Source organism: Synechococcus sp. WH 8101, from assembly GCF_004209775.1.
Taxonomy (GTDB): Bacteria; Cyanobacteriota; Cyanobacteriia; order PCC-6307; family Cyanobiaceae; genus Synechococcus_C.
In genome coordinates this window covers 1825098-1845395 of record NZ_CP035914.1, presented here as the reverse complement: position 1 = coordinate 1845395, position 20298 = coordinate 1825098, and the positions used below count along the sequence as shown (strand labels likewise).

The window sequence follows — 20298 nt, the reverse complement described above, 5'->3', positions numbered from 1 at the left end:
GGAGGTCTGGCGGGCAACGGCCGTGCTGCGGTTGAGCGAAGTTCGGCTCCCCCTCGATCACGGGCCCGAAGATCTGGAGGCGGCGATTCTGCGCAGGTTGCGTGTGCCTCCGGAGCAATTGATTCGCCACCGCCTGGTGAAACGCAGCATCGATGCGCGTCGTCGCGACCGCATCCAGCTGATCTACAGCGTGGATGTGGAGGTGCGTGGGGAGAGTGCGCTGCGCCGTCGGCATCGCGGTGATCAGCGCATCCGGTTGGCGCCTGAAACCACTTACCGCCCGGTGGCACAGGCGCCAGCCGGATTCCCGCACCGGATCGAGCAGCGCCCTGTGGTGGTGGGGGCTGGCCCCTGCGGCTATTTCGCTGCCCTGGTGCTGGCCCAGATGGGCTTCAGGCCTCTCCTGCTGGAGCGCGGCCAGCCGGTGCGCCAACGCACCGCCGATACGTTCGCGTTCTGGAGGGGAACGGCGTCTCTCAAGCCGGAATCGAACGTGCAGTTCGGTGAGGGCGGAGCCGGCACCTTCTCCGATGGCAAGCTTTACAGCCAGGTGAGCGATCCGGAGCATTACGGACGCAAGGTGCTGGAGGAGCTGGTGGCGTGCGGGGCCAATTCCGAGATCCTCACGGTGCATCGGCCCCATATCGGCACCTTCAAGCTCGCCACCGTCGTGCGGGGGCTGCGAGCCAGGGTGGAAGCGCTCGGTGGTGAGGTGCGCTTCGGAGCCAAGGTGGAGGAGCTCCAGCTCGAGCCCCTGCCGGAGCCCCGAGCCGATGGCAGGGTTCAGCGCCTGGTGGGCCTGAGCCTGGCCGATGGCACGACCGTTCCCTGTCGCCAGTTGCTGCTCGCCCCTGGTCACTCGGCGCGCGACACCTTCGACATGCTGGATCGGATCGGCGTGGCGATGGACGCCAAACCGTTCGCCGTCGGCCTACGGATCGAACACCCCCAGCCCTTGATCGATCAGGCCCGCTGGGGAGCGCAGGCGGGCCATCTGCGGCTGGGTGCGGCGGAATACAAGCTGGTTCACCACGCCAGCAACGGACGTTGCGTCTACAGCTTCTGCATGTGCCCCGGGGGCCTGGTGGTCGGAGCTACCAGCGAGGCCGGTCGAGTGGTCACCAACGGCATGAGTCAGCACACCCGTAATGAGCGCAATGCCAACAGTGGTCTGGTGGTGCCGGTGGATGCGGAGGAACTGACCGCTTTCGCCAGATATGCCGGCGATCCGCTTGCCGGTGTGGCGTTTCAGCGTGCGCTCGAGGAGCGGGCCTTTCTCCTCGGCGGTGGCGATCACAGCGCTCCTGTGCAACGCCTGGACGACTTCCTCGCCGATCGGCCCTCGACCAGCCTGGGCACGATTGAACCGTCGTATCAACCGGGAACCAGGCCCGCTGATCTGCGCAGTGCCCTCCCGGCGCCGATGATTGAAGCTCTGCAGGAGGCCATCCCTCGGTTCGCCGCGCGCCTGGAGGGGTATGACCATCCGGATGCTGTGCTCACCGGCGTGGAGACCCGCACCTCATCTCCCGTGCGGCTGCCTCGCGATTCAAGTTTCGAATCGATCAACACCCTGGGGCTCACACCCGCGGGGGAGGGGGCTGGTTACGCCGGCGGCATCCTGTCGGCAGCCATTGATGGCATCCGCGCTGCGGAGGCGGTGGCGTTGCGGATTCTCGCAGCTGAGACGGGCTGAGCGGTCAGCTGGCGGCCTGGGAGACGATGCCACTCCATTGGACCGCCTTCACCTGATCCCGGCGCCAGGAGTGGAACAACTCCGGTTCGCTGACGGTGCAGAGCGGGCAGCGACTGATGTGTTGAGGTTGCAGTCCCTCGCCGATCAACTGGGCCGTGGCGGCTTGGCGGATGTCGAGGCGACAGCGCCCGGGTTCCGGGTCGTCCGACACGATGCCGGCCTGGTGATCCACAGGCACGCTGGCCAGCACCTGCTGGGCGACATCGAGGGCCACCTGGTAACGGGGACCGCTCACTGCCGGGCCCAGGGCCACCACCAGCTGCTCCCGCTGGGCACCACGTTGCTCCAGTCGGCTGATGGCCTCGGGCAGGATGCCGGCGGCCACCCCACGCCAGCCGGCATGGCAGGCGGCCACATGGCCATGGCCTGGATCGGCGATTAGTACCGGGGTGCAGTCGGCGCCACAGACCCAGAGGCTCTGGCTTCCCCGATCACTCACCAGACCGTCGGCAGCGGGCCAGGGTGGCCCCTTGGCCTTGGAGGCCTCTAGCACCAAGGCGCCATGCACCTGTTGCGGACGATGCACGCTGACGCCGGCCGACACATAGGCCGCCAGGGCATCGGGGTCCCGTCCCTGCCAGCGGCGGGTAAAGAAGCCATGCTCAAACCCCTGCTCCTGCAATAGGTCGGCGCTGAGGTAGTAGCCGCCATAGCAGCCGATCCAGGTCCACCCCTGGAGCAGGTTGAAGCGGCTGTCGGGCTGGGCCAACGGATCGCTGCTCAGCCCGGTCATGGTTCCGGTTGATCCCGCAGCATCCAGAACCCCTCAAACCGAGGGGTTTCAGGCGTGGTCTGCACAGCGATGAATTGCAGACCACCGATCTGCTCCCGTGCCGTGTCCAGCTCACGCCGTGTGGTGTGGGCGGCCTCAGGCTCGAGGTCCGTCACCAGCCAGGCGTCGTCCTGCCCGGCGTCGAGCACCAGCTGGCAGCCCTCCACCCGCAGGCGAACGGGTTCCAGGCCACCAAGCCAACCCGCCAGGGCGAGGGCGCGGCTGCGGCTGAACAAGCGAAGCCCGGGCACGGGGTGATCCGCTGCCAGAGCATCGGGGATCGGCAGCAGGTCGTGGAAGCCCAGGGGCCAGTCTTCGGCGTCGCGAAGGCTGCCGAGAGGCAGCGAGGCCCAGCTCCAGGCATCGCCGCGCACCGCTTCCGGCAGGGGGAGTGCTGGGGTGGGGGTCGGCGCCGGTGAGGGTGCCAGAGGCCCGGCCATGAAGCCCTCTTCAGCCGGGTACACCTCCCGTTCCCGCTGGGCCAGCCAGTCGATCAGGGCATAGGTGCGCCGACTGGGGCGGACTTCCAGACCAAGTTCTGTTCCGGCCCGCTGCACCATGGTGCGCATGGCACTGCGCCAGCAACGCAGCCGTTGCGGTGGTGACCATCCTTCACTCAGGGCAAGATCAAGCGCGTCCCGGAGGGCTGAGGCCAGCCAGGTGGAATTCACCTCTCCTGCAGGGCAGCGACGCTCATAGCGGAAGGGGGGGCGGCCGGAACGATCGGGACTGCCCGTGATGAGCAGCTCCCAGCGTTTTTTGCCATCGGCCTCCAGGATCGGACGTGAGTAGAAGTCGAGCTCCCAATCGGCCTGGCGGCTGCTTCGGGAATCGGCGCTGCCATCACTGGAGGCGGGTTCGGCCGTGATCATCCGGCAGATTGTTCTTGCTGCCTGAGGACGTTACGAGCCCTGTTGGCCCGATCGGCGGCTTCCGCCATCACGGTGTCCTTCTCGATCAACAGCTCACCGGGTTGACCTTCCAGCAGGGCGGTGTTCAGGGCGATCCGACCGCGGCCCGGATCGAGTTCGGTGATCAGGGCTTTCACGGCATCCCCTTGATCAAAGACTTCGCGAAGTGAGCGCATGCTGCCGCCGGTGATCATCGACTGGTGCAACAGGCCGCTGATGCCGCCGAGATCGACGAAGAAGCCGTAGGGCTTCACGGCCACCACGGTGCCTTCCACCAACTGGCCCACTTCGAGTTCGGCGAAGCGGGCCGCCGTGGCCGCCCGCTTCTCTGAAAGCACAAGCTTCCGGGTGTCGGCATTGACTTCGAGGAAGGCCACCCCGAGGGTCTTGCCCACCAGGGCTTCATGGTTCTCCCCATCCTGCAGATGGGACCGGGGAATGAAACCGCGCAGGCCCTCCAAGTCACAGGTGACACCGCCGCGGTTGAAACCGCTGATCTTCACCTGAACCACCTTGCCCTGTTTCTCCAGCTCCTTCACCTTGTCCCAGCTCTTGCGCAGGGCGAGGGCGCGGCAGCTGATCGTGACCATGCCATCCGCGTTCTGCTCGCGTGTCACGAGCACTTCCACCTCCAGGCCCTTGGGGAAACGCTCCTTGAGATTGGTGATCACCCCCAGGCCGCATTCGCTCTTGGGCATGAACCCCGGCGCTTTGCCGCCGATATCCACATACACACCGTCGCTCTCGAGGCCGATCACCGTTCCGGTGACCACTTCACCGGTGGTTCCCACCGGTTCGTTGGCATCGAGTGCCGCGAGGAAGGCATCTTCATCGAAGTCGAAATCGTCAACGCTGCGGCTGATCGATTCATCCCGTGGTGACTCCTGCCGGGACGCGCTTCCCGCACGTCTCTGCTGGTCTGCGGGGCCGAGCAGATCCGCCATCGAGAGGCCCTCGAGCTCCGCGGTGTCGAAACGGCTTTCGTCCGTGTTAACAGGGCTGCCCGGCCGGCTCGGCGCCACGGGCCGGCTCGGCCCGCTTGCCGGCACCACACCGGCCGCCTGGGCCGCCTGCTCGAGCTCCAGGGCTCGCTTTTCGGCTGCAACGGCCGCAGCTCGGGCATCCTCCGCCTCGCGGCGTAGGCGATCCTGCTCCTCTTTCTTGCTGATGTGCATCACCAGCTGGGGCTTGCGCGGAGCAGCCGCAGCGGGTGGCTTCGGCTGCTTGGGCTGCGGACTGCCGGATCCGGCCATGGGCCCTGGGGGGTCGTCGATCGGTCAGTCTGACAGGCAGGGTGGGGTGTCCTGCGCCCTTTTGTCTGATGCCCAAGCCGCAACGGCGCCTGGACCGTCTCGCCTGGCCGGAGGTGCGCACCGGCTTGCTTCGGGAGGGGGCCACGGTGGTCTGGCCCTTCGGTGCCTGCGAACAACATGGCCCCCAGTTGCCGCTGGCCACTGATGCCCTGTTCGCGGAGCGGATCCTCGCGGCGGTCCTGGAACGCCTGCCGGATGCGCTTCCGGTCTGGTCGTTGCCGGTGCAGGCGATCGGTTTCTCCCCGGAGCACCTCGGCTTCCCCGGCACCCTCTCCCTGTCGGCAGAACTGTTGATGCGTCTCGTTGAAGAGGTGGGGTGCCAGCTGGCCGATGCCGGTGCGCAACGTCTGGTGATGCTGAATGCCCATGGTGGGCAGATCGCCCTGCTACAGACAGCGGCCCGTAGCCTGCGGGCCAGCCGGCCGGCCCTGGCTGTGCTGCCTTGCTTTCTCTGGGCCGGTGTCGACGGCATCGGGGATCTGATTCCCGCTCCGGAATTACAGACCGGTCTCCATGCCGGCCTGGCAGAAACCAGCCTGATGCTGCAGTTGGCTCCGGATCTGGTCGGTTCCGAGCGCCCCGTGGATGGGGAGCATCAGCGCCTCGACGCTGCCGTGACGCCACCGGCTGGCTGGAGCCTGGAGGGCGATGCTCCCTGGGCCTGGATGAGCCGCGATCTCAGTGACAGCGGCGTGATCGGTGACAGCCGAGGCGCGTCCAGGTCGCTGGGGGAAGCCCTGGAGGCTGCCCTGGTGGACCACTGGTGCGATCGCCTCGAACGGCTGCTGGCGAGTGACTGGCCGCCCCGCCCTGAAGCTCCGGGCTCCGTCCCGAGGTGGTGATCTCACCACGCATCAGCAGTCCAACCGCGGATGTGCTGGTTACAGTCGGATCCATTGCTAGTTCTGTGAGACCCATGCCGACCCTTGAGACGTCTGAGGTCGCCGTTCTCGAAAATTCAATGGATGCAGGCTCCCAGCTGCCTGATTTCACCAGCGAGGCTTACAAGGATGCCTACAGCCGCATCAATGCGATCGTGATCGAGGGTGAGCAGGAAGCGCACGACAACTACATCGCCCTCGGCACGCTGATCCCTGAGCAGAAGGATGAGCTGGCCCGTCTCGCCCGGATGGAGATGAAGCACATGAAGGGATTCACCTCCTGTGGCCGCAATCTTGGCGTTGAGGCAGACCTTCCCTTTGCCAAGGAATTCTTCGCGCCCCTGCACGGGAACTTCCAGACGGCTCTCCAAGAGGGCAAGGTGGTGACCTGCCTGTTGATTCAGGCGCTGCTGATTGAAGCGTTCGCCATTTCCGCCTATCACATCTATATCCCGGTGGCGGATCCCTTCGCTCGCAAGATCACCGAAGGCGTGGTGAAGGATGAGTACACCCACCTCAATTACGGCCAGGAATGGCTGAAGGCCAATTTCGAGGCCAGCAAGGTTGAGCTGATGGAGGCCAACAAGGCCAACCTGCCCCTGATCCGCTCCATGCTGGAGCAGGTGGCAGCCGACGCCGCTGTGCTGCAGATGGAAAAGGAAGATCTGATCGAAGATTTCCTGATCGCTTACCAAGAGGCCCTCGGCGAGATCGGTTTCAGCTCCCGTGACATTGCCCGCATGGCCGCGGCTGCCCTCGCGGTCTGATCCACTTCACCAGCTCCCACGTTGCCGGAACCGCTGCGTGCACTGTCACGTAGTTTCGGATACATGCTTTCGTGGGAGCATGGCCAACCGGTCCGCCGCTCGGTTGGGCCCTGGTTCCTTTCTCTTTTGACCGTCGGCGGGACATGTTTGGTCTGATCGGACACTCCACCAGCTTTGAAGCCGCCAGGCAGAAGGCTTCCGAGCTCGGGTTCGATCACATCGCCGATGGCGATCTTGATGTGTGGTGCAGTGCCCCGCCCCAGCTGGTGGAAACGTTTGATGTGACCAGCCCCACCGGCCAAACCATCACGGGGGCCTACATCGATTCCTGTTTCGTGCCGGAGATGCTCAGCCGTTTCAAGACGGCTCGGCGCAAGGTGTTGAATGCCATGGAACTGGCTCAGAAAAAGGGCATCAACATCACGGCTCTCGGCGGCTTCACCTCGATCATTTTCGAGAACTTCAATTTGCTGCAGCATCAACATGTGCGCAGCACCACCCTGGAGTGGGAGCGCTTCACCACCGGCAACACCCACACGGCCTGGGTGATCAGCCGTCAAGTTGAGATCAATGCTCCCCGCCTAGGCATCGATCTCTCGAAAGCCCGTGTCGCTGTGGTGGGGGCCACCGGCGATATCGGCAGTGCCGTTTGCCGGTGGCTGTCTCAACGCACGGGCGTGGCAGAGCTGCTGCTTGTGGCGCGGCAGCCGCAGCCCCTCCTCGACCTGCAGAACGAGTTGGGTGGCGGTCGCATCCTTTCCCTTGACCAAGCCCTCCCCGAAGCGGATGTGGTCGTCTGGGTGGCAAGCATGCCCAGGACGCTGGAAATCGATGCCGCCAGCCTGCGTCAGCCCTGCCTGATGATCGACGGCGGCTATCCCAAAAACCTGGATGCCCGGATCGCCGGATCCGGCGTGCATGTGCTCAAAGGCGGCATTGTTGAATTCGGTAGTGATATTGGTTGGAACATGATGGAGCTGGCGGAAATGGAGAAACCGCAGCGTCAGATGTTTGCCTGCTTTGCAGAGGCGATGTTGCTCGAATTTGAGTCTTGCCACACCAATTTCAGCTGGGGGAGAAACAACATCACCCTCGAGAAAATGGATTTCATTGGTGAGGCATCGCGTCGACACGGCTTCTCCACCCTCAACCTCAGTGCTCCTGTTCAGGTCGCCGCTGCCTGACTTTCTTCCCCCCACCTTCCATGGCCCGTCGTCCCCTGCTCGAATTCGAGAAGCCCCTGGTGGAACTGGAGCAGCAGATCGAGCAGATCCGCCAGCTAGCCAGGGATTCTGAGGTGGATGTGAGCCAGCAGCTGCTCCAGCTCGAAACCCTGGCGGCGCGACGCCGTGAGGAGATCTTCTCCAATCTCACCCCCTCACAGAAAATCCAGGTGGCCCGCCACCCCCACCGGCCAAGCACTCTGGATTTCATCCAGATGTTCTGCGATGACTGGGTTGAGCTCCATGGCGACCGTCGCGGCAGCGATGACCAGGCCCTGATTGGCGGCCTGGGTCGGATCGGAGACCGTGCGGTGCTTCTGCTCGGCCATCAGAAAGGACGCGACACCAAAGAAAATGTGGCCCGTAATTTCGGCATGGCCACGCCGGGCGGCTACCGCAAAGCGTTGCGCCTGATGGATCACGCCGATCGGTTCGGATTGCCGATCCTCAGCTTCATCGATACACCCGGTGCCTATGCCGGCCTGTTGGCCGAAGAGCAGGGGCAGGGAGAGGCGATTGCCGTGAATCTGCGGGAGATGTTCCGCTTGCGGGTGCCGATCATCGCCACGGTGATCGGGGAGGGGGGATCCGGCGGTGCGCTCGGCATTGGAGTCGCCGATCGCTTGCTCATGTTTGAACACAGCGTCTACACGGTGGCCAGCCCCGAGGCCTGTGCCTCCATCCTCTGGCGTGATGCCGCTAAAGCGCCGGAGGCAGCAGCGGCCCTGCGCATCACCGGTCCTGATCTCTGCACGCTGGGGGTGGTGGATGAGGTGCTTCCGGAACCGGCTGGTGGGAACAACTGGGCTCCGCTTCAGGCCGGTGAGGTGCTGAAGGAGGCGATCGAGCGCCATCTGGGCGAACTCGATGGGCTCTCAGTCGACACGTTGCGCGAGCAGCGCTATCGCAAGTTCAGAGCGATGGGGCGGGTTCTCTCCACGGGGGCCGCGTCGGAGAACGATCACGCTGTCTAAGGTGTCGAGGCTTGCAACGGCATCTTGCCCTCTGTTCTGATCACCGGAGCGTCTCGAGGCATCGGTCACGCCGCCGCGAGACAGTTCGCCAAGGCGGGCTGGGATCTGCTTCTCGTCGCCCGCAGTGAAGCGGCACTCCAATCCCTCGCCAGCGAGTTGTCTGCATCCGGGCGAAACGTTCGCTATCGGGCGATTGATCTGGCGGATCCCGAGGCCATCGCTGAGGGTGTCGCCGCCCTCTTGAGTGAGGGGCTGCGCCCCTCCGTGCTGATCAACAATGCCGGTGCCGCTTGGACCGGTGATCTGCTCGCGATGCCTCTCGAGCGCTGGCAATGGTTGTTCCAGCTCAACCTCACCAGCGTCTTCCAGATGTGTGCCGCGGTGGTGCCCGTGATGCGCCCCTCCGGAGGTTTGGTGATCAATGTGAGCAGCCATGCCGCCCGCCATGCCTTTCCCGGCTGGGGTGCGTACTGCACCACCAAGGCGGCACTGGCTAGCTTCACCCGATGTCTGGCGGAGGAGGAGCGCCCGCATGGAATTCGGGCTTGCACGCTCACACTCGGTGCTGTCGATTCCCCCCTCTGGGACTCGTCCACGGTGCAGAGCGATTTCGACCGCCGTGCCATGCTTCCTCTCGAACAGGCGGCGGCAGCCCTTCTTCACCTCGCCCAGCAACCCGCCACGCAGGTGATCGAGGATCTCACTCTGATGCCAGCGACTGGCGCTTTCTGATAACCGGCTTTCATGACTTCCACGCTTCCTGCTTCAGCCAACGGACTCAGCCGTGAGACAGCTCCCTTGCTGTCGCAGTCGATGTCTGAGCGCATTCGTGCCCGACTCAGATCTGCCGGCGCCACGTTTCTGGCCAATGACAACATTGCCGATCACATTCTCGACGGAGAACTCGAAGGGCTCGAGCAGGAAGTGGCGGACCGCGTGCGCGACCTGCTGCGTGCTCTGGTGATTGACATCGAGAATGATCACAACACCGAGGAAACTGCTGAGCGCGTGGCTCGCATGTATCTCCACGAGGTGTTCAAAGGGCGCTATCACCAGCAGCCGAAGATCGCCAGTTTTCCGAATGTGAAACAGCTGGATGAGATTTACACGGTCGGACCGATCACGGTGCGCTCTGCCTGCTCTCACCATTTGGTGCCGATCATGGGCAACTGTTGGATTGGGATCAAGCCAGGCAGTCGTGTGATCGGACTCTCCAAGTTCACGCGAGTGGCCGACTGGGTGTTTTCACGCCCGCACATTCAGGAAGAAGCGGTGATGATCCTTGCGGATGAAATCGAGCGACTCTGCGAACCCCAGGGGCTCGGAATCATCGTGAAAGCCCAGCACTACTGCATGAAGTGGCGGGGTGTGCGTGAACCGCAAACCAGCATGGTCAACTCAGTGGTGCGCGGCGATTTCCGTCACGATCCGAGCCTGAAGCAGGAATTCTTTGAACTCGTCCGCCAGCAGGAAGCTCTTCTGAGCACCTGAGCTTCTCAGATTGTTGGTACCGGTCCAATGGCGTTGCTCTGCAGGCGTCGGACCGTTCCGTCGTCGGTTTGGACGGTGAGCACCGCCATCACTGATGCGCCCGCATCATCGGGCCCGATGCGGTAAGTGCTTTCACTGATGTCATCCACCAGGATCCAGGAGCCATCGCCCTGGCGCCGGTACCAGTGAATGTGAACTTCCTGCACGTTGTCCCCCTGAAGCATCAGCTCGGCGCGGATCAACGCTCCCTGCCTGGCTTCCCCCACCAGTTCGAAACGCTTCAGGTTTTGGATCGTCTGCTCGATCGCTCCCTCCTCCTGTTGATCCTGGCTGATTTCCCCGTCCAGGATCTGAATCTGCTGCTGCGGGCTCGTCGTGAGGCCCGGGACGCATTGGAGACTGCCGTTCACCAGGCGGCATCCGGCCAACATGCCTTGGCCGCGGCCCGCACTCGCCTGGGTCACCAGCAGCAGGGAAGCCACACCGAGGGTGGCGAGGCGAAGCGGGGCAGAACCCATCCGAATGCTGAATCGAAGCGCTCAACTTATCCCGCTCCAGGGCGGATGGCATCGATCAGTTCCTTGACCCGTTGCAGGTCTTTCACCCCGGGGGCCGTTTCCAGGCGACTGGAGGCATCGAGGCCATGGGGCTCCACCCGCTGGCGCAGTTCCGGAACCCATTCGGCGCTGATGCCGCCGGCCAGCCACCACGGCATGCCAGCCGGCAGGCGGTCCTGAAGGGTGTCGAGCCAGTGCAGATCGAGGCGATGGCCGGTGCCCCCCAATTGCTCGGGGCTCCAGGCATCCAGCAGCAAGCCATCCACGGCCTCGGCGTAGCGGATCAGCTGATCCAGATCGGCGGGTTGCCGGATGCGCAGCGCTTTCCACCACTGCAGTGTCGGGTGGTGTCGCCTCAGCCAGAGGCACCGCTCCGGGGTCTCCGATCCATGCAGCTGCACCACCGTCGGGCGGCCTGGGCCGCTCAGCCCGGCTGCGATGGCCCCATCCTCGAGATCCGCTACCACCCACACCCGCAGGACTGCGGGATGGTGGCGCTGCAGGGTCGAAAACAGCTCACGACGTTCCCTCTCCGGGAGATAGCGGGGGGAGCCAGGAACGCCGATCACACCGATGGCATCGACGCCGAGGGCGGCGATCGCCAGAGCCTGGGCCGGATCCGTCAGTCCGCAGATCTTGAGGGCGAGGGGCGATCGGGACATCGGAGGAACTGTTTCTAGGATGAAGTCATTCCGGGATACTGCACAGCCCGGTGGAGGTTGACGCGTGGGTCAGGGCTGGGAGTTGATGCGGATCAGGGGTATTCCCCTGCGGGTGCATCCCAGTTGGTTCGTGATTCTGATGCTGGCCACGCTCGCGTTCCAGAATCAGGTCGCTTCGCTGCCCGCCGCTCAGGCGAGCGGTCCCTGGCTCAGCTGGTTGCTGGGGTTGTTCACGGCCCTGCTTCTGTTCGCGTCCGTGTTGCTGCACGAACTGGGCCATTCCCTTGTGGCGCTGCAGGAAGGTGTGAAGGTGCGCAGCATCACCCTGTTTCTCCTGGGCGGTGTCGCCAGCGTGGAACGGGAGTGCCCCACTCCGATGGGGGCCCTGCGGGTGGCTGCCGCTGGTCCGTTGGTCAGCCTTGTGCTGGCTGGGCTGTTCCTGTCGTCCATGCATCAGGCCAGTCACGTCAGCCCCCTGCTCGGCAACCTGGTGGGCCAGTTGGGAGCGCTCAATCTGGTGCTCGCCCTGTTCAATCTTCTGCCCGGACTCCCCCTGGATGGGGGATTGATCCTCAAGGCTCTGGTCTGGCAATGGACCGGGAGCCAGCGCAAGGGGATCCAGGTGGCCACCGCCACGGGCCGCTTCCTGTCTCTGTTCGCGATCGTGCTCGGAGCCTGGATGTTTCTGCGTGGAGGTGGCATCGGTGCGCTCTGGCTGGTGATGCTGGGCTGGTTCGGTCTCGGCGCCTCCCGAAGCCAGAGCCAGATCCTGGCGCTGCAGCAGGTGCTGCGCCGTGTCACCGTGGCCGAGGCGGCCAGCCGTCGGTTTCGGGTGCTTGAAGCCGATCAGCCCCTGCGCCGCCTGTCCCAGCTGCGGCTGGCCGGTGCGGATGACAGCGACGGCGCCGATCCACTCGGTGACTGGGTGCTGGTGACGCGCGACGGTCGTTGGGTGGGTTATGTCACCGACGCGCCCCTCAGGGATCTGCCTGTGCAGCAATGGGACCGCCAGCGCCTGGCGGATCACCTCCAGCCCCTGACCGAGCTCCCCTCCATTGCCGAGACAGCACCGCTCTGGCAGGCGGTTCCGGCGCTGGAATCCAGCCCGCAGGGTCGCCTCTTGGTGATCAATCGGGCCGGGCTGCCCGGTGGCACCCTTGATCGCAGTGATCTGGGAGAGGCCGTGCTCAAGGCCATGGCCTTGCGATTGCCACCGCCGCTGCTGCAGGCGGCCCGGCGACAGAACACCTATCCCTTCGGCCTTCCCCTTGTTCAGGCGGTTGAGGCGATGCGTGCTTCGGGGCTGCTCGAGGACGACGGCACCGTTCAGGTGGGCCGAGTCTCCAGTCGGTAAGGGTTCAGCTCCCCCTCTTCCAGCATCAGGGTCTTGTCGATCCAGCGCAGAGGATCCCAGCGTTCTTCCAGGCTCGTTTGCAGGGCCTGGATCAGTTGCTTGCGGCTCAGCCCAGGCAGTGGGTCCGGTGCTGGACCGCCGAACAGTTCCATCCAGAGTTGCGGCGGCGGTTCGATCAGGATTTCACCGTGCTGGAGCAGATGGCCGTGGCGCCAGTACTGGGCGCTGCCGATGCGCTTCTGCCCCAGCGCGTCCACCAGGTCCGCCGGGCTTGCCGTGGCGAAACAATCCCTGGCTCCGGCCTCAGCCGCTTGTTCGCCGCACTGGAGCGGGTACCCGAGTCGGCGGAAGCCGTCTATCAGCCAGGCGGCGGTGTAGCCGTAGGCCTGGCGTCGGTGGCGGGGCGCCTGGGGCCAGATCAGGGCGTAGGTGAGCCCGCCGGCATGGAGCACTGCGCCACCGCCACTGGGGCGTCGCACCAGGGACACGGAGCCGGCGGCGGCCATCGTTCGCCAGTGCTCCGGTAGGCGGCCCTGGTGACGTCCCAACGACAGCCAGGGGCCGCGCCAGCCGTAGAAGCGCAACACGGGGCCGCTGTCGGGCTGCTGCACGCTGCGCTCCAGCAACCACCGATCCAGGGCCATTTGCTCGGGCCCATCCAACTCCAGGAATGGCAGTCGCCAGCCTTCCCCTGGGTGGCTGGAGCGGCAGGATGCGGATGTTGTCTTGGCATGCATGGAGCTCGGGGATCTACTGGTGGTGGTGCCCCTGGGCCTGCTGGCCGGTGCCCTGGCGGGGTTGCTGGGAATCGGCGGCGGTCTGATCTTCGCTCCGTTGTTGCTCTGGATGGGGCTGACGCCGCATCAGGCTCTGGCCACCAGCACCTTCGCGATCGTTCCCACGGCCCTCGGGGGCACGCTCTCCCATGTGCGCCGTCGCCGCCTGCCGCTGCGGCCTGGACTCGCCATCGGTCTGGCGGCGTTTCTGGCGGCCTTGGTGTTCAGCCGGCTCGGGCGCTTTGCGGCGGATTGGCATCTGCTCGGTCTTCAGGCCCTGTTGTATTTGATGCTCGCGCTCACGATCCAGGCGGATGCCGCGGCTTCTGAGGAGGTTGATGCTCGCCCGCTGCCTTTGGCGCCCCTGGCGGCCGTCGGAGGGGTGGCGGGGTTGGCCGGGGGGCTGTTGGGTCTGGGCGGCGGCCTGGTGATGGTGCCCCTGATGGTGCGCGGGCTGGCGGTGCCCATTCATCTGGCGATCCGCTTCAGCACCTTGGCCGTGGCCTGTTCCTCCAGTGCGGCGTCCCTCCAGTTTCTGGGAGACGCTCGGGGCGTGCCTGTGCTGGGCCTTGCCCTGGGGGCTGTGGCGGCTGTGGCGGCCCAGTGGACGGCTTCCCGGCTCGATCGGGTGGGCGGTGCCCGTCTGGCCTGGATGCTCCGAGGACTCTCCCTGTTGCTGGCGATCGACAGCGGTCGCCGGGCCGTGATGCTCGCCCTGCATCAGGGCGCCTGATCCAGCAGCTGCCAGAAGCCTGGATCGAGCTCATAGCCGAGGCTCTGGGCCATCAAGGTGAGGTTGCCGCGCTGGGATGCGCGTTCCGATCTGGCGAGCGTGTCGAGCAGGATCAGGCGGTGGGTGATCCAGAGTTCGAGGGCCTGGGGGTCGAAGCGCAGTCCTTCACTACGGCTGAAGGTGTGGGGCACCAGCATCGCCACATGTTGCGCCAGGGAGCCCCCCTGGCGTTCCAGCAGCAGCGGTAGCCAGGGGCAGCGACCATCGGCGCGCAGGGCCCAGAGTCGCGGTTCCGGGCATTCGCTCAGTTCGCGCGGATCGTCCCCGTCGCGGGGCCAGTCGTAACGCAACTCCAGCACCGGCCCAGCGGCCAGGCGCTCGCTCAGGGGGGTGTGGAGCCAGTCCTGCAGGGGCGTGAGATCCAGGCGGCGGATTCCCTCCTGCGAGACCAGAACAGACATGGGCGGTGTGACAGGCCTTTGCGAATGATGGCGTCTGCGTTGGAGTTGGGAGAACAATGGTGGTGTTTTTCTCTCGACGTCATGGCCAGCTCCCTTACCCAAGCTGAAGTGCTGATCGCTCTGGTGGTGGCGGCCCACGCCGGTGTGTTGGCTGTGCGTCTCTGCGTCAGCCTCTATCGCGCCTGATCCCAGGATCGGGCCTCTTGGCAGGTCCCACGGGCTGCGTTACAAGCGGTCATCCGCGCGAACGACCTGGTGGCGTCATCCCTGGCTCAGTCGTCCCGTCAGCGGCGTGAAGGTCGCGAGGTCTCCCAGCGTCGACCCCACGCCGCCGCCTCCCTGGCTTCTGAGTTGCAACTCGAGACGGAGCGCCGAGAACTGCTCTGCAGTGCCCTGGCACTCACCGTGAAGTTCGGTCTGGTCGCTCTGGGCGTGGTCAGCTTGGTCAAGCTGTCCATGGCTTATCAACAGCGACTGGATCGACACAGCGAACTGGCTGCTGTTGTTGACGTGGAAACCGGCAAGCTGCGCCAACTGCAGCAGCGCTTTGATCGCCTGTTCACCCTTGGTGGCGACCAGCGCTTGATGGATGAGCAGGATCAGTGGATTGAACCCAACCGTCTGCGTGTGATCTGGCGCTGAGTCGCCAAGTGTTGCGGTTACCTTGGCTCTCTGAACCTTCTCGGCCCGCCCTGATGGCTGCTTCTCCTGCTTCTTCAGCTGCCTCCACCGCCACTCCGGGCACGGCGCTGATCACGGGAACCACGTCCGGCGTGGGATTGAATGCTGCCAAGGCCCTGGTCGATCGGGGCTGGCGTGTGGTGACCGCCAATCGCGACCCAGTGCGGGCCGCCCAGGCCGCGGAGTCTCTGGGGCTTCCCTCCGCTCAGATGCATCATCTGCGCATCGATCTGGGCGATCTCGACAGTGTGCGGGCCGGCGTTGAGACCCTGATCGGCTCCCTCCCTGGTGAACTCGACGCCCTGGTTTGCAACGCCGCCGTCTATAAACCCCGCCTCAAGGAGCCGGAGCGCTCCCCCCAGGGCTACGAGATCTCGATGGCCACGAATCATTTCGGCCATTTTCTCCTGATTCAGCTGCTGCTGCCCACACTTCAGGCGTCCAGTCACCCGTCACGTCGGGTAGTGATCCTCGGCACGGTCACCGCCAATTCCAAGGAGCTGGGCGGCAAGATTCCCATCCCCGCGCCGGCCGATCTTGGCGACCTGTCGGGCTTCGAGCAGGGGTTCCAGGCTCCGATCAGCATGGCCAGCGGCAAGACCTTCAAGCCCGGCAAGGCCTACAAAGACAGCAAGCTCTGCAACATGATCACCAGCCAGGAGCTGCATCGGCGCCTGCATGAGCCGACAGGAATCGTGTTCAGCTCTCTTTACCCCGGCTGCGTGGCTGACACACCCCTGTTTCGCAACACACCGAAAGCATTTCAAACCATCTTCCCCTGGTTCCAGAAGAACATCACCGGGGGGTATGTGACCCAGGCCCTGGCCGGGGAGCGGGTGGCCCAGGTCGTTGCGGATCCAGACTTTGGCACCTCTGGAGTGCACTGGAGCTGGGGCAATCGGCAGAAGAAGGATGGTCGTCAGTTCAGTCAGGAGTTGTCTGACAAGGCCACAGACCCACACACGGCGCAACGGGTCTGGGATCTCTCGATGCAGCTGGTGGGGCTATCGGCGGAGGCCTGATCTCAGTCGAAGCCCAGGAGATCGAAAATCTCCCGGTCCTTCAGTGGCGAGGCCTCGAGGGGCTCGACACTGTCGAGCAGGGTCTGGGCCAGGCGCAGGTATTCGTTGCGGACTTCTTTGACTCCTGGCTCGTCGTCGTCCATTTCGAAAATCGTGCATTTCTTCAGGCGTGAGCGGCGGATTGCGTCTACATCGCGGAAATGGGCCATCGTGCGCAAGCCCGTGCGGTTGTTGAAGCGATCGATCTGATCGGTGTCGGCCGAGCGGTTGGCCACCACACCGCCCAGCCGCACCTTGTAGTTCTTCGCTTTGGCCTGGATCGCCGCCACGATGCGGTTCATCGCGAAAATGGAATCGAAGTCATTGGCGGTGACAATCAGGCAGTAGTTGGCGTGCTGCAGCGGCGCTGCAAAGCCGCCGCACACCACATCACCGAGCACGTCAAAGATCACCACATCGGTGTCGTCGAGCAGGTGGTGCTCCTTCAGAAGCTTCACCGTCTGACCGGTGACGTAGCCGCCGCAGCCCGTGCCGGCCGGGGGGCCACCACTCTCCACGCATTGCACACCGTTGTAGCCGGGAAAGACGAAATCTTCAGGACGCAGTTCCTCGCTGTGGAAGTCCACCTCTTCGAGGATGTCGATCACGGTGGGCACCATGCGATGGGTCAGGGTGAAGGTGCTGTCGTGTTTCGGGTCGCAACCGATCTGCAGAACCCGTCGGCCCAGCTTCGAAAAGGCCGCCGACAGATTGGAGGATGTGGTCGATTTACCGATGCCCCCCTTGCCATAGACGGCGATCACCAGCGCCCCCTCTTCGATGCGCATGGAGGCGTCCTGGTGCACCTGCACACTGCCTTCACCATCGATCGGGCGTTTCAGTGTTGAGGTCATGCTGAATGGGCTCCTGAGTGTCTGGAAAGTGATGCTGAGCTGATGAGGATTTGTGCTTAGGTCTTTATGCTGACCCTAAGAATCTGCTGCCGGTTTTAGGTGTTGAAGTGGGCCTTGGCGTCATACAGCGTTTCGCTGTCGATCTGATATTTCCCCTGCTGCCTGGCGAAACATTCGGTGTTGCGTTTCACCTTGCCGCGCACGAAGAAGGGAATCTTTTTCAGCTCCGCTTCACCATCGCGCGTCCATTGCAGCTCCACGTTGAGATTCGCTGCGGGGTCCGGTTCTGAGCCTGCAGCGTCAAAATCGCTGCCGGATGGCTTGGCAGTGTCGGCGCTGCCGAGATGGCCCAGATGGCTCGGCTGGTCATCCACAAACTCGAAGTCGTGGCGGAACATGCCGATCAGGTGTTCCTCCAGCCCCATCATCAGTGGGTGAACCCAACTGTCGAAAATCACATTGGCCCCTTCCCAACCCATCTGCGGGGCGTAGCGAGCGGGCACATCCTGCACATGCATCGGGGTGCTGATCACGGCGCAGGGGATGCCGAGTCGCTTGGCGCTGTGGCGTTCCATCTGGGTCCCGAGCACCAGCTCCGGTGCTGCGTCCGCCATGGCGGCCTCCACGCTCAGGTAGTCGTCGGTGATCAGGGCCTCGAGGCCCAGTTCCCTGGCGGCCGCCCGCACCGGCCGTGCCATCTCGCGGCTGTAGGTGCCGAGGCCCACCACTGTGAACCCCAGTTCCTGCTGAGCGATGCGGGCGGCCGCCAGGGCATGGCTCCCGTCTCCGAAAATGAACACCCGCTTCCCAGTGAGATAGGTGGAGTCCACCGAAGCGGCGTACCAGGGCAACCTCGACTGACGCTGGGCTTCCCGTGGATCCGGTGCCTCCAGGCCCAGCAGGCTGTGCAGTTCCTTCAGAAAGTCGGTGGTGGCCCCGATGCCGATCGGCACCGTGCGCGTGAAGGGTTGTCCGAAATGGCGTTCCAGCCAGGTGCAGCACGGTTCGGCGACCTCTGGAACCAGGCACACATTCGCGTCGGCCAGCGGCAGGCGCTCCACATCCGTCACCCGGGCAGCCAGGGGCACCACGGCATTCACCTCGATGCCGTGCGCCTCCAGTAGGCGGCGGATCTCGAGAACGTCATCGCGACAGCGAAATCCCAGCAGGGAGGGGCCGATCAGATTCACCCGTGGGCGCCGTTCCTGCCGGCGCCAGGCGCAGGGATCGTGATCGGTGGAGCCAGGGCGCAGATGTTGGAGCAGGCCGCGCACCAGTTGGTAAAGCGTTTCAGCAGCCCCCCAGTTCTCTTTCTTGCTGTAAGCCGGCAACTCCAGGCTCACAACCGGTAGCTCCAGCCCCATGCCGGCAGCCAAGGCACCGGGTTGATCCTGAATCAGCTCGGCCGTGCAGCTCTCGCCCACCAGCAGGGCATCGGGCTGGAAGCGATCCACCGCTTCACGCACATGTCGCTTCACCAGCTCCGCCGTGTCGCCGCTGAGATCACGGGCCTGAAACGTGGTGTAGGTGACGGGCGGGCGGCGATCGCGCCGCTCGATCATGGTGAACAGCAGATCGGCGTAGGTGTCCCCCTGGGGGGCATGCAGCACGAAGTGCACACCCTCCATGGAGGCGGCGATCCGCATCGCGCCCACGTGAGGGGGGCCTTCATAGGTCCAGAGGGTGAGATCCATGCGGTGAGAGTGTGGGGGTCAGGCGAAGGCGAGGGCGCCGTGGCGCACCAGGGGGCGTGAGAACAGTTCGGCCAGGTCTCCGGCCTGGTCGATGCCATGGATCGGACTGAACACCAGTTCGATCGACCACTTGGTGGCGATGCCCTCCGCTTCGAGTGGGTTGGCCAGGCCCATGCCGCAGACCACCAGATCCGGGTGCGCCTGCCGTACCCGGTCGAGCTGCTGTTCCACGTGCTGCCCCTCCACCACGCGGGTGTCGGCGGGCAGGAGCTTCAGTTCCTCCTCCATCAGATCGCGGTGGAGGTAAGGCGTGCCCACCTCCACCAACGCCATGCCGCATTCCCGGTGCAGGAAGCGGGCGAGGGGCAGTTCCAGTTGCGAGTCCGGCAGAAGGAAGATTCGCTTGCCTTGGAGCCGCTGCCGGTGGGGTTCGAGGGCCTGGCGCGCCCGGGCGCTGAGGGGATCGAGGGTGGCGCGGATGATCGGCTCGTCGATGCCCCAGGCCCTGGCCGCGGCTTCCATCCACAACCGACTGCCCTCAGCCCCCAGTGGATAGGGCGCCCTGATCAGTTCGGCGCCGCGGGCCTGCAGCTCGCGGCTGGTGTCGCTGAGGTAGGGCTGGCAGAGCAGCATCCGGGTGCCGCGGCCGACGGGCGGACAATCGGTTGACAGGCGAGGCGGGAAGCTCCGCACTGTTGCGATCCCCATGCGCTGGAACAGGGTGATCAGCCGGTCTTCCACCGCATGGGCCAGGGTCCCCACCAGCAACAACTGGGGCTCATCCCGCGCCGGCAGCGTCGGCACCAGGGCGGCCAGGGCACCGTCCTCCCCCTGGGTGAAGGTGGTTTCGATGCCGCTGCCGGAGTAATTCACCACCCGCACCCTGCCGGAGAGGCTGGCATTGAGCCGTTCCGCCGCCCGTGCCAGATCCAGCTTGATCACCTCGCTGGGGCAGGACCCCACCAGGAACAGGGTGCGGATTTCAGGGCGTCGTTGCAGCAGGTCGCGGGCGACGCGGTCCAGTTCCTCCTGGGCATCGGCGAGGCCGGCGAGATCCCGCTCGCTCAGGATGGCGGTGCCAAAGCGCGGCTCGGCGAAGATCATCACGCCAGCGGCGCTCTGAATCAGGTGGGCACAGGTGCGTGACCCCACCACCAGGAAAAAGGCATCCGGCATGCGCCGATGCAGCCAGACGATCGAGGTGAGGCCGCAGAACACCTCCCTTGGGCCCGATTCCTTCAGCAGGTTGGTGAGCATCCCGCCCGGCGGTCAATGTCTTCAGGGTGGCGCCGGAATCGGCTGAGGCGCCTGCACTCAGGAACTCTTCGGGATCAGGTGGTCTGGGCGGAGGAAACTGCGTCTACATTTCTGCCGCAA

22 protein-coding genes are annotated in these 20298 nt (G+C 64.8%); 12 read left to right on the top strand and 10 right to left on the bottom strand.

All coding sequences use genetic code 11. From position 1 onward, the window contains the following. Positions 1 to 22 precede the first annotated feature (22 nt). A complete protein-coding gene (locus SynWH8101_RS09795) occupies positions 23 to 1696 on the top strand; it encodes an NAD(P)/FAD-dependent oxidoreductase (RefSeq protein ID WP_130129613.1) in 1674 nt (557 codons plus the stop codon). A 4-nt stretch (positions 1697 to 1700) separates the two neighbouring features. Here the strand turns inward: SynWH8101_RS09795 and pgeF are convergent, their stop codons facing one another. From pgeF to SynWH8101_RS09780, 3 genes are read right to left on the bottom strand one after another with little or no spacing between them, the layout of a single operon-like run. Further along, entirely contained in the window at positions 1701 to 2489 is a 789-nt protein-coding gene (gene pgeF, locus SynWH8101_RS09790; protein WP_130129612.1) for a peptidoglycan editing factor PgeF, read from the bottom strand. Continuing rightward, positions 2486 to 3400, bottom strand: a complete 915-nt coding sequence (locus SynWH8101_RS09785; RefSeq protein WP_130129611.1) for a Tab2/Atab2 family RNA-binding protein — start codon at positions 3398 to 3400, stop codon at positions 2486 to 2488. Before SynWH8101_RS09785 ends, pgeF begins: the two co-directional genes overlap by 4 nt. Further along, positions 3397 to 4692 carry a S1 RNA-binding domain-containing protein gene (locus tag SynWH8101_RS09780; RefSeq protein ID WP_130129610.1) on the bottom strand — a complete coding sequence of 432 codons (1296 nt, stop codon included), beginning with the start codon at positions 4690 to 4692 and terminating at the stop codon, positions 3397 to 3399. The genes SynWH8101_RS09785 and SynWH8101_RS09780 overlap by 4 nt, the downstream gene beginning before the upstream one ends. A 68-nt stretch (positions 4693 to 4760) precedes the next feature. Between SynWH8101_RS09780 and SynWH8101_RS09775 the strand changes: the two genes are divergently transcribed. From SynWH8101_RS09775 to folE, 6 genes are all read left to right on the top strand, one after another. Continuing rightward, positions 4761 to 5594, top strand: a complete 834-nt coding sequence (locus tag SynWH8101_RS09775; protein WP_130129609.1) for a creatininase family protein — start codon at positions 4761 to 4763, stop codon at positions 5592 to 5594. A 74-nt stretch (positions 5595 to 5668) separates the two neighbouring features. Next, positions 5669 to 6400 carry an aldehyde oxygenase (deformylating) gene (locus tag SynWH8101_RS09770; protein WP_130129608.1) on the top strand — a complete coding sequence of 244 codons (732 nt, stop codon included), beginning with the start codon at positions 5669 to 5671 and terminating at the stop codon, positions 6398 to 6400. 143 nt (positions 6401 to 6543) lie between these two features. Next, on the top strand, positions 6544 to 7584 hold the full coding sequence (locus SynWH8101_RS09765; protein WP_130129607.1) for a long-chain acyl-[acyl-carrier-protein] reductase: 1041 nt from the start codon (positions 6544 to 6546) through the stop codon (positions 7582 to 7584). 20 nt (positions 7585 to 7604) lie between these two features. Continuing rightward, positions 7605 to 8597, top strand: a complete 993-nt coding sequence (locus SynWH8101_RS09760; RefSeq protein WP_130129606.1) for an acetyl-CoA carboxylase carboxyltransferase subunit alpha — start codon at positions 7605 to 7607, stop codon at positions 8595 to 8597. Positions 8598 to 8621: 24 nt separating this feature from the next. Then, entirely contained in the window at positions 8622 to 9329 is a 708-nt protein-coding gene (locus tag SynWH8101_RS09755) for an SDR family oxidoreductase (RefSeq protein WP_130129605.1), read from the top strand. A 12-nt stretch (positions 9330 to 9341) separates the two neighbouring features. Next, positions 9342 to 10088 (top strand): GTP cyclohydrolase I, encoded by a 747-nt coding sequence (gene folE, locus SynWH8101_RS09750; RefSeq protein WP_130129604.1) that lies wholly within the window; start codon positions 9342 to 9344, stop codon positions 10086 to 10088. Between the two features lie 5 nt (positions 10089 to 10093). Here folE and SynWH8101_RS09745 read toward each other — a convergent pair whose 3' ends face one another. Both SynWH8101_RS09745 and SynWH8101_RS09740 read right to left on the bottom strand, forming a co-directional pair. After that, entirely contained in the window at positions 10094 to 10606 is a 513-nt protein-coding gene (locus SynWH8101_RS09745; RefSeq protein WP_130129603.1) for a hypothetical protein, read from the bottom strand. Positions 10607 to 10632: 26 nt separating this feature from the next. After that, entirely contained in the window at positions 10633 to 11307 is a 675-nt protein-coding gene (locus SynWH8101_RS09740) for a phosphoribosylanthranilate isomerase (RefSeq protein ID WP_130129602.1), read from the bottom strand. A gap of 64 nt (positions 11308 to 11371) precedes the next feature. On the opposite strand from SynWH8101_RS09740, the gene SynWH8101_RS09735 reads away from it, so the two are divergent. Then, positions 11372 to 12661 (top strand): site-2 protease family protein, encoded by a 1290-nt coding sequence (locus SynWH8101_RS09735; protein ID WP_130129601.1) that lies wholly within the window; start codon positions 11372 to 11374, stop codon positions 12659 to 12661. Here the strand turns inward: SynWH8101_RS09735 and SynWH8101_RS09730 are convergent. Continuing rightward, the gene (locus tag SynWH8101_RS09730; protein ID WP_370586987.1) at positions 12634 to 13305 is read right to left on the bottom strand and encodes a lipoate--protein ligase family protein; all 672 of its coding nucleotides are present in this window, start codon (positions 13303 to 13305) and stop codon (positions 12634 to 12636) included. The two genes, SynWH8101_RS09735 and SynWH8101_RS09730, sit on opposite strands and share 28 nt — an antisense overlap. 91 nt (positions 13306 to 13396) lie before the next feature. On the opposite strand from SynWH8101_RS09730, the gene SynWH8101_RS09725 reads away from it, so the two are divergent. Beyond that, positions 13397 to 14170: a TSUP family transporter gene (locus tag SynWH8101_RS09725; protein WP_130129599.1), complete on the top strand. Its 774-nt coding sequence runs from the start codon at positions 13397 to 13399 to the stop codon at positions 14168 to 14170. Here the strand turns inward: SynWH8101_RS09725 and SynWH8101_RS09720 are convergent. Next, the gene (locus tag SynWH8101_RS09720) at positions 14158 to 14631 is read right to left on the bottom strand and encodes a CRR6 family NdhI maturation factor (protein WP_130129598.1); all 474 of its coding nucleotides are present in this window, start codon (positions 14629 to 14631) and stop codon (positions 14158 to 14160) included. The two genes, SynWH8101_RS09725 and SynWH8101_RS09720, sit on opposite strands and share 13 nt — an antisense overlap. A gap of 81 nt (positions 14632 to 14712) precedes the next feature. Between SynWH8101_RS09720 and psaM the strand changes: the two genes are divergently transcribed. From psaM to SynWH8101_RS09705, 3 genes are all read left to right on the top strand, one after another. Continuing rightward, entirely contained in the window at positions 14713 to 14817 is a 105-nt protein-coding gene (gene psaM / locus SynWH8101_RS09715) for a photosystem I reaction center subunit XII (protein ID WP_007101959.1), read from the top strand. A 69-nt stretch (positions 14818 to 14886) separates the two neighbouring features. Next, positions 14887 to 15273, top strand: coding sequence for a hypothetical protein (locus SynWH8101_RS09710; RefSeq protein ID WP_130129597.1), 387 nt, complete (start codon positions 14887 to 14889; stop codon positions 15271 to 15273). Positions 15274 to 15326: 53 nt separating this feature from the next. After that, positions 15327 to 16334: a protochlorophyllide reductase gene (locus SynWH8101_RS09705; protein ID WP_130129596.1), complete on the top strand. Its 1008-nt coding sequence runs from the start codon at positions 15327 to 15329 to the stop codon at positions 16332 to 16334. 2 nt (positions 16335 to 16336) lie between these two features. Here SynWH8101_RS09705 and bchL read toward each other — a convergent pair whose 3' ends face one another. The 3 genes from bchL to SynWH8101_RS09690 form a co-directional block, all read right to left on the bottom strand. Next, a complete protein-coding gene (gene bchL / locus SynWH8101_RS09700; RefSeq protein WP_130129595.1) occupies positions 16337 to 17227 on the bottom strand; it encodes a ferredoxin:protochlorophyllide reductase (ATP-dependent) iron-sulfur ATP-binding protein in 891 nt (296 codons plus the stop codon). Between the two features lie 95 nt (positions 17228 to 17322). Continuing rightward, the gene (locus SynWH8101_RS09695; protein WP_130129594.1) at positions 17323 to 18921 is read right to left on the bottom strand and encodes a ferredoxin:protochlorophyllide reductase (ATP-dependent) subunit B; all 1599 of its coding nucleotides are present in this window, start codon (positions 18919 to 18921) and stop codon (positions 17323 to 17325) included. Between the two features lie 18 nt (positions 18922 to 18939). Further along, positions 18940 to 20178, bottom strand: coding sequence for a ferredoxin:protochlorophyllide reductase (ATP-dependent) subunit N (locus tag SynWH8101_RS09690; protein WP_130129593.1), 1239 nt, complete (start codon positions 20176 to 20178; stop codon positions 18940 to 18942). Positions 20179 to 20298: the final 120 nt, after the last annotated feature.